The following is a 13,620-nucleotide window of genomic DNA, read 5'->3' as shown; positions in this document are numbered from 1 at the left end:
CTTCCAGGTCGATGATTTTTTGGCTATGGCTGGGGATCAAAGACTATATAGATATCCGTAGCGATCGACAACCTTACTAAAGCGATCTTTTAGTTGAGAAATAAAAGCCACATACCGAATTAGGTATTTTCTTTTATCCTTCTAGATTAAACCTTAAATTTTAGAATTGTTCCACATTAATTAACGAAATTTAACTAGTATTGAAAATTTAAATTAAGAATTGCCAAAATTATTAAATTAAATAAATAATTTTTTACTATTCCTGCTGAACTTTGCATCCAAAGAGGGTTTTTATTAGCCCCTCTAGTTTTCTAGTTCTCTAGCGATGTGCATAATACTGTAATGAACCAAAACACACAAAACTAAATGTTGAGTAAAGATAAAATTTTCCTAGCCCTTCTAATTTTCATTCCCATTTCCATTGCCGCACGCTTCCTCCACTGGGGAGAAATTGTCATATTCATCACCTCAGCTTTGGCAATTCTACCCTTAGCGGCTTGGATGGGAACGGCGACAGAAGAGATTGCCGTAGTTCTTGGCCCTTCCTTGGGGGGGTTGTTAAATGCCACTTTTGGCAATGCTACTGAATTAATTATCGGTTTGGTAGCGCTGAAAGCTGGATTTATCAGTGTGGTAAAAGCCAGCTTGACAGGTTCAATTATTGGTAACTTGCTATTAGTTATGGGACTTTCTATGTTATTGGGAGGTCTGCGTTACAAAGAGCAAGAATTTCAGCCCATAGTGGCGCGAGTTAATGCTTCGTCGATGAATTTAGCCGTAATTGCCATGTTATTACCCACAATGGTCAATTACACCTCGCAGGGGATTTCCGAAAGTACGATGCAAACGCTTTCTAGTGCAGTGGCGATCGTCCTCATCATAGTTTACGGCTTGACTTTGCTGTTTTCCATGCGTACCCACTCCTATCTCTACGACGCAGGTGTAGCAGATGTAGATCCCGGAGAGTTAGAAGCGTTCGCTGAAGCAAATCTTGCTGGTGAAAAATCAGGCGATAAAGTCAACTTACCTTTATGGATTAGCATACTGTTAGCTTGCACTTTAATGGTAGCAGTGGAATCAGAACTTTTAGTTGATTCTTTGGAAGTAGCAACCGAAAGTTTAGGATTAACAGCTTTGTTCACTGGTGTAATCATTGTTCCCATTGTTGGTAACGCTGCGGAACACGCAACCGCTGTTACTGTAGCGATGAAAAATAAAATGGATCTTTCCGTTTCTGTTGCCGTAGGTTCTAGTTTACAAATTGCTTTGTTTGTTGCCCCAGTATTAGTTTTAGCTGGTTTTGTATTTGGTCAACCAATGGATTTAGATTTTAATCCATTTGAATTAGTAGCTGTAGCTGTAGCTGTGTTAATTGCTAATTCGATTAGTTCCGATGGGCGATCGAATTGGTTAGAAGGAACTTTACTATTAGCAGCTTACACAGTTTTGGGAATAGCTTTCTACTTCCATCCCGTAATTGAAGGAATCGGTTAAAGGTCTATTGTAATACCAATTCTCTGGGAGCATCCCAAATGTGTAAATTGCCCCTCAGACTGGAAGTCTGGGGCTATACAAACCAAGTCCGCCTGCGCGGACTTTTAGCCTGCGGAGGCAGGCTTTGTCTGTGTAGCCGCGATTTCTAATCGCTTGTATTTTTGCAAAATTGGGATGCTCCCAATTCTCTGGAAAATTGCGCTTAATCATTAAACCGGGACTGTGAACGGGGAGGGGTTCCCTACAGCGCATCTTCATAGAGAATTGGTATAACGACTTTAGTTGTTTTCCTTTTTCCCTAATTCACATTTATTAGTGGTATTCAATCATTTAATTGCTGCAATAATCAGCTACCTTCCCTAGCTAAAATTCTAGATTAAAAGATGAAATTGTGACTCATTAATCCTACCAGCTTGATACAAAGTTTCCGCAATTTCGGAAATAGTTAAAACTGCATGACCTCGATAACCATTTTCTCTTAATTTATCTTTCACTCCTTTTTCATGGTCGATAAATACCACAATATCCTCCACCCTTAAACCAGACACTTGCAACTTTTCTGCACCTTGCATGACACTTTTGCCAGAAATCATAATATCATCGACTACCACAACTTTTTCCCCTGGTTGATAATACCCTTCAATTACTCTTTGAGTTCCATGCGCTTTCACTTCTTTTCGCGGATAAATCATGGGACGATGTAAGCGCAGAGATAACCCGGTTGCTGTGGGTAAAGAACCGTAGGGAATTCCTGCTATTCTATCAAATTCCAAAGTTTCCAAAATTTCTGCATAAGCGCTTAAAATTTGATGGAAAATTTGCGGTTTAGAAATGATGATTCGCAAATCAATATAATAGGGAAAAACTGCGCCAGAAGCTTGTACGTGATCGCCAAAAATGATGCAACCAATGTCATAAAGTTGCAGAATTAAATCTTGGTGGGGATGAGATGCAGAAGGTAAAACATCAGAAACCCAAAGATTACAAGCGGGACTTGTTTGCACAATGCGTTGACGTTCTTGATTTATTAAATCTCGCAATTCCTCTACAGATTTACGAGTATTTTCTCCACTTGTCTCTATAATTTCTGGTGGTACAGGGATTATTAACCCTTCTCCTTGGGTATCTAAACCAGCAGCTAAAATACTAGAAAAATCAAAATTTTCAGTAACGCCTTCTTGCAATAAAATTAATCGTTCGGGTGCAGTTTGGCGAATCTTAGTCAAAATTTCTAAATTGGCTACACCCACTTTTAATCCTAATTGTTCAGGAGTTCCCCATCTTTTTGCTTGTTGCACTAAATGTAAATAAAAAGGACGATCGCGATCGGGAAATTCTTGCAATGCTGCGGCACTGGCGTTAGCATGAGCGCATTGGATAAACACGGCTTTATCTGGATAAACCAAAAATGGTGCAACGTGATCTAGTCCCGCTAAAGGAGTCAAGGTGACAGCATCCACTTGCCATTGTTCAAATACCATCTTGGCAAAGACGGTGCTGGTGTGAATGTCGCTGTGTTTAGCGTCCAAAATTATGGGAATTTCTGGGGGAATTTTCTCCAAAGTGCGTTTTAGCAGTTCTAATCCCAGTGTTCCTAATGCGCGATAAAATCCCAATATCGGTTTGTAAGCACAGACTAAATCGGCAGTTTGTTCGATGATGTAGTTTAATCTTTCCCAAACTTGCTTTAACAAGCGGTCATGATCTTGACCATTTTGCCCAATTACTACTTCGTCCAAGTCTGGATCGAGGGCTACGTACAGTAAACTCTGGTTACGTTCGATCGCATACAGCAACTTATCGAAAAATTGCATTGGTTAACCTTTTTTATGACCTCTACTAAATATATTGCTCCATTTTTCAACTTTTTGCTTTTTTGTGTTAATCTTGCCACTGTAAGAGCGATCGTATTTGCTCCACTAAATCTGTCGCTTTGAAAGGTTTTGTAATTACACCAGCTACTTGTAATTCAGCGAATTGTTTTTGCTCGCTTGGTTGTACTTTAGCTGTTAATAAAATCACTGGAATTTTTTGAATACTAGGATTTTCTTTGATTTTTCCCAGTGTGGTAATTCCATCCATTCCTGGCATCATTACATCGAGTAAAATTGCGTCTGGTTGTTCTGTTTGAGCAATTTCTATACCTTCCATTCCAGAAGCAGCAATTAGGACATCCCAACCTGCAACTGCTTCTAGGGAAATTTGCACAATTTTGCGAATTCCCAAATCATCATCAATAATTAAAACTCGTTTAGTTGCCAAAACTATTTTCCTCCCCAATGGGCAATGTGAAATAAAATGTACTGCCTTCACCTAAAATACTTTCTACCCAAATTTTTCCTCCATGTTGCTGAACTATGCTGCGACAAATCGCTAAACCTAAACCTGTTCCGCCTTTTTCACGGGAATCTGAGGCATCTATTTGATGAAATCGCTCGAAGATTGTTTCTAGTTTATCACCAGGAATTCCTCTACCTTGGTCTTTAATGCTGAACTTAAGTTGATGATTTGGTATTATTTCTATTTTCAGCCAAACTGTACTACCGCTGGCAGAGAATTTAATTGCATTACTTAATAGGTTAATTAAAACTTGGAGTAGACGATCGCAATCAACAAAGGTTTGACAACTTTCTATTGTGGTACTTAATTTGATGCCACTTTGATTTGCCATTTCTTGCATTTGGTCGATCGCTTTTTTCACCACTTTTGCGGTATTGCACCAGCTTTTTTCTAGGCGGATTTTTCCCGATTCTAATCGCTCTAAGTCGAGAATATCATTTACTAGCCGTACTAAACGTTCGACTCCATCAGCAGCTATTTGAATGACGCTTTTTCCAGTTTCGGAAGTTGGATCGACGATGTTTTCTGAGAGTAAATTAAGGGCTGCTTGCATAGAAGTTAGAGGTGTACGGAGTTCGTGACTGACTATAGAGACAAATTCACCTTTCATCCGTTCCAGTTTATAGCGTTCGGTAATATCTTCGCCGATGCTAATCGAGCCGATCGCATTACCTTTTACATCATGCAATAAAGTGTTGCTCCAGGCAATCATTCGTTCTTCACCTGTAAGCGTCAAAATTGGATTAACAAAATAACTATGAGCATTCACACCTTGGATAATTTCTTGAAAGCTTTTACGAAGTTCTATTTTTCGCGTGCTTGGTACGAAGTTGTCGAACCAAGGTTTTCCCAAAACTTCTGCTTCGGTATATCCAGTAAGTTTCAGGTAAAATGGATTTACATATTCTACTAATTCTTGTTGATCTAATCCAATTACTATTAGTTGTACGTTATCTAAGAGCGATCGCCAACGACGATTTTTTTCTCTTAAGTCGGCTTCTGTTTGTTTGCGATTGTTGATATCATTGGAAATCACAATGGCAGCAGAAATTTCCCCATCTTGCCAAATTGGAGCGATGCGAGTTTCATACCAAGCTAAATTTCTTTGAGCATCTTTGTAACCTAAAACTTCAAAGGTAGTTGCTTCACCGGAAAGGAAAACTCGCTCAACTGCGGCTTTTTGAATTGACTGATATTCTGGGAGAACATAGTCATAGAAACTCTCACCAATAATAGTTTCCATAGAAAATTCTGGTAAGACGCGATTAATAAATAGAAATTTGCCTTCTCGATCGATCATGAGTACAAAACTGGGGGCATTTTCTACTAAACTGCGCCATTTAGCTTCGCTTTCTCGCAGGGCATTTTCTATGCGTTTGCGGTCGTGAATTTCCTGTAGTAATTCTTGATTAGCTTGGGATAATTCTGCTGTTCTTTGTGCTACTCTTTGTTCTAGTTCTGCTGTCAATTCAAACAGTTCTAATTCGATTTGTTTGCGATCGGTAATATCCAATGTTACGCCAATCATGCGGTAAGGTGTACCATCAGTTTGATAATAAGCTTGTCCTCTTGCCATTAACCAATGAACGCTACCATCTGACCAAGTACAGCGGTATTCTGCTTCATAGCGAGTATGTTTCTCTAAAGCTTGACGCATATATGCTTGCTGGATGCTGCGATCGTGCGGGTGAATCAATTTTTCAATTAGTTGATGATAGCTAATTTCGTCTTCTGGAGAAAGTCCAAGATTTACTTTGTATTGATCGGAAGCAATTAATTCATTTGTTAATAAATTTAATTCCCAAGAACCTGCTTTTGCTGCTTCTAGGGATAATTGCAACCGTTGTTGACTTTCTTGTAATTGTAATTTGGCTTGTTCGCGATCGCGGAGTGTAGCTTGCTGTTCGGTAATATCCAAAGCTGTACTAATTATCAACCTTCTTCCATCGAGAAGTTCTCCTAACAAAGCTGAAGAAAAATTCCAAATTCGAGTTCCTGATGTTTTAGTAATAATCATATATTCGCCTTGAGAAACTCGATTTTTTTGCTTATAAATTTGTTGAATATCTGCCTGAAATTGATGCCGATGTTTGCGTTCTATTTTATTAATCCAAGCCATCAAAGTCGAATTTTCTGCCAGAGAATAGCCAGTAATTTCTGTCCAAACTTCATTAATTAATAACACTTCACCGTCTTCGGCATGAAGCATAATTGGTATGGGAGCGTTTAAAATTGCATTGCGGAAATGCGCTTCACTTGCTTGTAATGCAACTTCTGCTTCTCGACGTTCTTTAAGTTCTGTTTGAAGTTGGGTAACTAGTGCTGCTTGCTGAATCCCAATCCCAACTTGAGTTGCTAATTGGGATAAAAAATCAATTTCTGTGGCTTTCCAATGTCTAGGGGCTGTACAATTATGAGATATTAATAAACCCCAAAGATTTTCTCCTGACAAAATGGGAACTACTAGATTTGCCCGAACTTGAAAGCCAGATAAAAATTCAATATGACAGTGATTAAGATCGGTAGTGGTGTAAATATCTTCGATCGCCCGAATTCGCCCTTGTTGATAAGGTTTTACCCAATTTTTTTGGAAACAATCATCTTTAATTTCCCATCCCAACATAGAAAAGGCAGGATCGACAACTGATTCAACAACAACTACTCCACTAAAATCAGGTTTAAAGCGATAAATAATTACGCGATCGCACCCGAAAATGCGTCTTACTTCGTTAACTGTAGCTGTTAAAATCTGATTCAAATCTAAAAATTGGCGAATATGTAAAGCTGTAGTCGAAACAAGTTGTTGCTGCTCTTGTTGCTTGGGTTGTTCTTGGATTAATTGAATTCTTTCTAAAACACTTTTAATAGTTTTGTGTAATTTTACAGCGGTAATGTGAGTTTTCTTTAAATAATCTTGTGCGCCACTTTTGAGCAAGTCTACTACAACGCGAGTGCGATCGCTAGAGGTAATGACAATTACGGGAAGCGGATTTTTTTTAATCAATTTACCCAATTGCAACAGAAATTCTTGTGCAGTCATATTGGGTAACAACTCGTCAACCAAAATTAAATCTGGCATCATCTGTTGACATTGTTCTAATGCTGCTTGTGGGCTGGTAAATTCTAAAATATTGTAGTTGTATTCTTTATCTTGAGTGAGATATTTTTGATAAAGGGTGCGATCGCTTTTTTGAGCTACAAGTAGCAGAATAGTACAAGAAAGTTTGGCATTGAGAACTTTGGGTAGATTTAGCGATCGATTAATCTGTTGAGTAAAACCTGCTAAAAGACGTTCTTGCTCGATTTGTTCTGCTAATTGTGCGCCTGTTTCTTTAACTTGGCGTTGCAGTTCTCGGTTGCAATTTTGTAAGAGTAAAATATTTTCGTTCTGAAGGCGATCGACTTCTTGGCGCAATATTTGAATCACAGAATATGCTTCCGCCGGATTCATCGCTTGTAAAATACTGCGCTGAGTTAAAATCCCCATTAAATTGCCTTTTTCATCACAAACTACTAACCGCCGAACTCGATGGCGATTCATCAATTGATATGCTTGTAATAAAGAATCTTCTGGAGAAATTGGCAACAGTGGCGTACTCATCACCATTGCTGCTTGAGTTTGATAAAAGTCTAATTCTAAAGTATGAAATCTGACAATATCCCGTTCTGTGATAATACCAAGAGGTAAAACTATTCCGGCTTTCTCTGTTTCAGCAATTACCACACAACTAATTTTTTCCTGCGCCATTAATCGCACTATTTGAAATAAGCTACAGTTCGGAGGCGCATAAATTACCTGTCGCATTAGCACTTCTTTTACTCGACGCAAGCGCAATAAATCGCTTGGTTGCAGTGCTTCCCGCAGACTTTTCATAGTAATTAATCCGAACAGTAACCCAGATTTATCTAATATTGGGAGATGGCGAATTTTTTGTTCTTGCATTAATTTAAATACGCTGACAGCATCTTGCAATTCTGCCAAAAAAATGGTAATTAATTGGCGAGTCATAGCTTCAGCAATGGTTAATTTATCTAGATAAATTCGTTCAGCAATTAACTTTACCAAATCCCGTTCTGTAAAAATCCCTACGAGTAATCCTTCCTCAACAACTAACACGCTACTAGAGTGTACTTGCTCCATTTGTTGAATCACAATTGGAATTACTGTATTAGGAGTGACAACAAGTGGGTGACGGTTAATTGCCTGATAAACTGCTCCTACTTCGGGAGATAGAGTTATTTTACAAAGTTCTGATATATCAGTTTCAGATATATTAGATATGCAGATTGGTGTATTCGCTTTCTCTTGCTTGAGGGCGGCGACTTCTGCGCGTAGTTGCTCCAATTCAGAAATTAGTTGATTTTTGGTTTTGTAGCGATCGCTCATCTTGAATTTTCAATTTAAAATTGCTTTAGCTTTCAGTGGCTATGATTTGATTTCCCCCTTGAATTTTAGCTTGATACAGTACTCGATCGGCAGCTCGATAAAGTGCTTGTAAATCTTCTCCATCTTCAATAAATTGAGCAATTCCAGCACTAAATGTTACTTGAAATTTACTGCCATTTCTGTCTTTAAATTTAACTTCTCTAAATTTATTTAACATTTCATCCAATCTTTTTACTCCATTTTGTTTAGAAATTCCGTACATTCCCACCACAAATTCATCTCCTCCCCAACGCCCTAATAAATCTTCCATACGGAAAGATTGATTGAGCAATTGACCAAAATATTTAAGAACGCGATCGCCCATTTCATGTCCGTACCGATCGTTTACTAACTTGAATTGATCTAAGTCTAATACTGCTAAACAAAAAGTTTGTTGCTGACGAACAGCTAGACGTAATAATCGGGTAATATCCAACATAGACTTGGTGCGATTACTCACTCCTGTTAGTAAGTCTAATTCACTCTGACGGCGCATTTTTCCCTGCTCCAATCTTTTTTTTACCCGCATTAGTAGTTCTACGGGTACAAACGGTTTATACAAAAAATCATCTGCTCCTGCTTCAAATCCCTGTAATACTGTTTCGGAATCAGTGTAAGCGGATAAAAACAGAATTGGCAAATTGTGCCATTGGGGATCGTTACGGATGATTTGGCAAAGGTCAAAACCATTTAATTCTGATGTGGCAAAAATTCCATTAACTATAGGAGAACCATGTAATTCTATATCAAGAATCAACAAGTCGGGAACAGTTTGTTCTAAAACTTGCCAAAATTGTTCTGCATTGTTCAGTAGTATTAAATGATAACCCTCAGATTCTAAAACTTTTCCTAACAGTTGAAGAATTTGGGGGTCATCATCAACAATTAATATTTTGGATACAGTTTGATGGGTATGTTGTAAAGTTTGACCGATCGCTGCTAGGACTTGGTAAGGAACGATCGGTTTTTGGAAAAAGCCCTTACTTCCTAACCTAGCAGCTTGGACGCGATCGCTCAATTTATCTTTAGGTGTAAGCACAAAAACCGAAATCTCTGGATATTCACTGTGCAGTTCTGCCATAAATTCTAACCCACTCTCGCTGATTTCTCCAAGGCTTAAATCCAACAAAACCGCATCTGGTTGTTGCTGCAAAATTAGCTTCTTAGCTTGCTGTAAATTAGTTGCTACTTCCGCCTGAATTCCACAAGCATCTGCTTCATTTACAAAGTCTTCTACTAATACCAAATCATCGGCAACTATCAACAATGTCGAGGAATTAGAGTCAAAATGAGCGAGTTTATTTTCCTGTTTTTCTGATTCTTCTTCTATTTTCCGATTCCCTGGCATTTTTAACCACAATTTTTCAATTAGTTGTTTTAGCTGCTCAGCTTCAACGGTTCCTAAAGCTGATTCTTGCTTCAGAATTTGCTGAATTTGGCGCGAAATTTGGGAAGCTTCTTCTAAGCCAAAACTACCTAAAGAGCCGATTAAGGTATGTGCTTCTCGTTCGGTTTGATGTTGTAGTTCCTTGGTAAAATCACCTGTATTTAATGTAGTTATTGCTTGCTCGATAAAAGTAAGGCGATCGACATAAGATTGCCGACATTCTAACCAAATTTCCCAAAGATCTGGAGCAGGAAGCGTCACAGAGGAAGTCACAGAAGTATCTAAAGATAAACAATCTTTCCGATTATCATTTTCTTGATTTGGTTGTCGTAATCGATATCCCAACTTATAAATTGTTTCAATTATATCTTGAACCCCAGCTTGTTTTAACTTCTGCCGCAGTCCTTTAATTTGTGCTCTGACAGCATTTTCCGTCGGCGTTTCATACTGTCCCCAAAGTTGTTCAATTAATCTGCCTTGACTAAATATTTGATCGGGATAACGCAAAAACAATTCTAACAATTGATATTCTTTCAAAGTGAGAGCGATCGGTTTTCCAGCAAATGTCACCTCACAATTTTTAGGATGCAGCTGCAAATCTCCCCAACTTAATATAGACGATCGCTGCACCTGACCTCTGCGCCCCAAAGCCCGAATTCTTGCCAATAATTCATCTATATTAATCGGTTTCACCAGATAATCATCTGCTCCCGCGTCTAAACCCATAACTTTATTTGTTACAGTATCTACTGCGGTCATTAATAACACCGGAGTTTCTTGATTAGGAAGATGAATCGCGTAATGTCCTCCCGTTCGTAACTGCTGACAAAAAGTAATCCCATCAAGTTTAGGCAACATCACATCCAGCAATATCAAATCATACTCAAACACTTCAGCTAACTCCCAACCCTGTTGACCATCAGTAGCCATATCAACTTGATACTGATGCCAGTTCAACGTTGCCTGTAGCAAGTTCGCCAAACTGCGATCGTCTTCCACTAAAAGAATCTTCACAAATTCATCTACTCCAATCTGTCTGCTTAATTCCGTAAATAAAAACTTGATTTGTTAGTTTTTTAGGAGATAATACGGTTTTTACGTAGATGTTGTAGCACCAGATAAAATTTTTTTTTGAAATAACTCAACACTATCAAAAATATGTAAGAAATTTATGTGGTTTTTGTGAAAATCAAGAATTACTAAGAACCGGGGCAGCAGTAATATTACCTGCTTCGGCATTTTTTTGCGCGATTTGACTAGGTAAAATTACAGCTATTTAAAATTTGTATAGCAATGTTACAAATTCACAGATATTTCACAAATTTTTTAGAGGCTAAGACCGTTATCAAATTTTTTTAATCGCCAGATTTATTGACGAAGCTCAATTCTGACTCATCAGTTGCTTCAATCTCTAAGGTGACAAACCACTATGAATAACTGCCCTTGCTGCTCTCATCAAATGCTCCGCCACATCCGGCACCATCAAATTTATTGGTTCTGTCGTCATTGCTGGCAAGAAATGCCCTTACTAGAACGAAAAGCTCCGAGTTTAATTCCATCTCTAGGCCAAGATTTGCTGATAGCTTCTTTAAAACCTTCTTTAATTAGTGCCTAAATTTCTGCAAATTTCAGAGTGCTTCTACCAAAAGAAAGAATTATGAGTCGAAAATTGTTCATTCGTGTTGCTGTTTTACCAAAGAATCCCGCATCCCGGCGCAAGATTACCCGAAATTGGGAAACCCGACTAAAGCGACAACCGAAAAACATTTGGTTAACGTTAGAGCGATCGTAAATTCTTCCCATCATAACTAGCAATTCCCGGAAATAAAACCAATTTCAACCAAAATAAATAGATTCCGAATTTGAGCTTGACGCTGACAGCTATCTCTGTTAAGTTCATAGAGAAAGCAATTATATTTCAGTCTCAAGTATTCTACTCGCAAAACAAAATGTTAACCAGATCTTATTACTTTTATTTTTGGTATCCAGCGGTTCACCGAGAGTGATCCAAGAACGCTTGGAACCAAATCGGTGAACCGCAGATCACAAAATCTGCGGTTTTTTGTTTATTTCAGGAAACGACAATGACTATCTCAATTTTCAGTTGGTATTACGGATTTTATTTTTGGCCCAGAAACAGTTCCGGGTAAATAAGTCCTGTCGCCAACCTGACAACTACCCCCGGAACTTGAAAAAAGGTTCCGGGTTTTTTATTAACCACACTTTTTCACAAAGGAGAAAAACCAATGTTCAATGCAACCCTAGCATCCCAAACCGAACTCAACCAACAAACCATCGTCAAACTAACAGAAGAAGTGCAAATAGGTGGCAAAGACTTAGTAATTATCGGTGGACCTTGTGCAGTCGAAAGTTTAGCGCAAATGGAACAAGTTGCCAATCATTTAGTTAACTCAGTGCAAGCATTACGTGGTGGAGTTTACAAACCTCGCACTTCCCCCTACTCTTTCCAAGGTTTAGGTGAGGAAGGACTAAAAATATTCGCTGAAATTCGAGAGCGTTATAAGTTACCAATTGTCACCGAAGTAATGTCAATTAGTCAAATAGAAACCGTCGCCGCTTCTGCTGATATGCTGCAAATTGGTAGCCGAAATATGCAAAACTTCGACTTATTAAAAGCATTAGGACAAGCAGGAAAACCAATCTTACTCAAACGAGGTTTAGCAGCAACTATTGAAGAGTTTATCAACGCTGCCGAATACATTTTAAGTCACGGAAACCCCGATGTTGTACTTTGTGAAAGAGGGATTCGCAGCTTCGATAATTATACGAGAAATGTCTTAGATTTAGGAGCAGTAGCCGCACTAAAACAAATAACTCACTTGCCCGTAATTGTAGACCCATCGCACGCCGTTGGAAAGCGGGAATTAGTGGCACCTTTGGCGAAAGCTGCGATCGCTTGTGGTGCAGACGGATTAATCATAGAATGTCATCCAGAACCCGAAAAATCCGTTTCCGATGCCCGTCAAGCACTTTCCTTAGAAGACATGGTACAACTAGTTAAAAGTATAAAGCCTGTAGCAGAAGCGATCGGCAAAAAAATCCCAACCTCAAAAAACCAACCACAACTTTTAGCAGCATAAAAATAGGATAGACATTGCCTATCCTATTTTTATTTTGTAGCTTTCAGAAACCCGGTTTCTTCAAGAAACCGGGTTTCTATAATATAATTTTTGTATTTAAAAAAGCCAATTTTTTGCTCCTAACCAAAAATCCCATCTGCGTTCATCCGCGTTCATCTGCATTCATCTGCGTTAAAAAAAGCCTAAGCTATTTTCAAACTAGCAATTTGTTCAGCAAACCAAGCAGCAGCACTACCATTTGTTCCCTCTTTCAAACGTACCAAAGTTTGCGTTAACAAAGAAATAGGCAACCCTTCTAACGCCAAAGACGAATCACATTCCTGATACTTACCATTTGCATCCAACTGAAACGTAAAAACCCTTAAACATTGAACATCAATCACCCAATATTCAGGAATTCCCATATCAGCATAAAGCCTTTTCTTCTCATCCAAATCAGTTGCCAAAGTCGTATCAGAAACCTCACCAATTAAATTAGGTACTCGCCACCGATTCAAATCAATTCGACGCGGTTCACCTTCTTGCCAACGAGGATAATCATCACCCAAATAAAGCACTAAATCTGGCGCACCTGCTTGTTTTGGCGCTTTTTCTAACAAGCAACCGCCTAGCAAGCTGTATATTTGTTCTGGTTTTGTGAAGAACCAGAAACCGAATATCAAAGTGAACAGTTCGTTGATAGTAGCGTGATTAATTCCTTCCCAACCCATATCAATTACTAAAATATAGTTTTCCTGAAAAAATAGCCGCATTCTGTTATTAGTTCGATCGTCCCGATAAACTAAATAATCTTCCCAGGTAGCGGGTTGCCAATGATGCAGAATTTTTGCAGTTATTTCGCTGACTGTGGTAATTGATGCAGTCATAGTACT

8 protein-coding genes are annotated in these 13,620 nt (G+C 38.6%); 2 read left to right on the top strand and 6 right to left on the bottom strand.

The features are described 5' to 3' along the window. Window positions 1-366 precede the first annotated feature (366 nt). Window positions 367-1,494, top strand: a complete 1,128-nt coding sequence (gene cax / locus ACE1CA_RS02850) for a calcium/proton exchanger (RefSeq protein ID WP_413277625.1) — start codon at window positions 367-369, stop codon at window positions 1,492-1,494. 371 nt (window positions 1,495-1,865) lie between these two features. Here the strand turns inward: cax and ACE1CA_RS02845 are convergent, their stop codons facing one another. From ACE1CA_RS02845 to ACE1CA_RS02825, 5 genes are all read right to left on the bottom strand, one after another. Next, on the bottom strand, window positions 1,866-3,308 hold the full coding sequence (locus tag ACE1CA_RS02845) for a bifunctional orotidine-5'-phosphate decarboxylase/orotate phosphoribosyltransferase (RefSeq protein WP_413275737.1): 1,443 nt from the start codon (window positions 3,306-3,308) through the stop codon (window positions 1,866-1,868). 67 nt (window positions 3,309-3,375) lie between these two features. After that, on the bottom strand, window positions 3,376-3,756 hold the full coding sequence (locus tag ACE1CA_RS02840; protein WP_413275738.1) for a response regulator: 381 nt from the start codon (window positions 3,754-3,756) through the stop codon (window positions 3,376-3,378). Beyond that, window positions 3,746-8,221, bottom strand: coding sequence for a PAS domain S-box protein (locus ACE1CA_RS02835; protein WP_413275739.1), 4,476 nt, complete (start codon window positions 8,219-8,221; stop codon window positions 3,746-3,748). The genes ACE1CA_RS02840 and ACE1CA_RS02835 overlap by 11 nt, the downstream gene beginning before the upstream one ends. 25 nt (window positions 8,222-8,246) lie before the next feature. After that, window positions 8,247-10,661 carry a response regulator gene (locus ACE1CA_RS02830; RefSeq protein WP_413275740.1) on the bottom strand — a complete coding sequence of 805 codons (2,415 nt, stop codon included), beginning with the start codon at window positions 10,659-10,661 and terminating at the stop codon, window positions 8,247-8,249. 597 nt (window positions 10,662-11,258) lie between these two features. After that, a complete protein-coding gene (locus ACE1CA_RS02825; RefSeq protein ID WP_413275741.1) occupies window positions 11,259-11,453 on the bottom strand; it encodes a hypothetical protein in 195 nt (64 codons plus the stop codon). A 440-nt stretch (window positions 11,454-11,893) separates the two neighbouring features. Between ACE1CA_RS02825 and aroF the strand changes: the two genes are divergently transcribed. Beyond that, on the top strand, window positions 11,894-12,748 hold the full coding sequence (gene aroF, locus ACE1CA_RS02820; protein ID WP_413275742.1) for a 3-deoxy-7-phosphoheptulonate synthase: 855 nt from the start codon (window positions 11,894-11,896) through the stop codon (window positions 12,746-12,748). A gap of 182 nt (window positions 12,749-12,930) precedes the next feature. On the opposite strand, the gene ACE1CA_RS02815 is transcribed toward aroF, so the two are convergent. After that, window positions 12,931-13,614: a Uma2 family endonuclease gene (locus tag ACE1CA_RS02815; RefSeq protein WP_413275743.1), complete on the bottom strand. Its 684-nt coding sequence runs from the start codon at window positions 13,612-13,614 to the stop codon at window positions 12,931-12,933. Window positions 13,615-13,620 lie beyond the last annotated feature (6 nt).

Origin of the sequence: Floridaenema evergladense BLCC-F167, from assembly GCF_041929205.2 — a bacterium.
Classification (GTDB): Bacteria; Cyanobacteriota; Cyanobacteriia; order Cyanobacteriales; family Aerosakkonemataceae; genus Floridanema; species Floridanema evergladense.
This window is presented reverse-complemented; position numbering and strand designations above follow the sequence as displayed.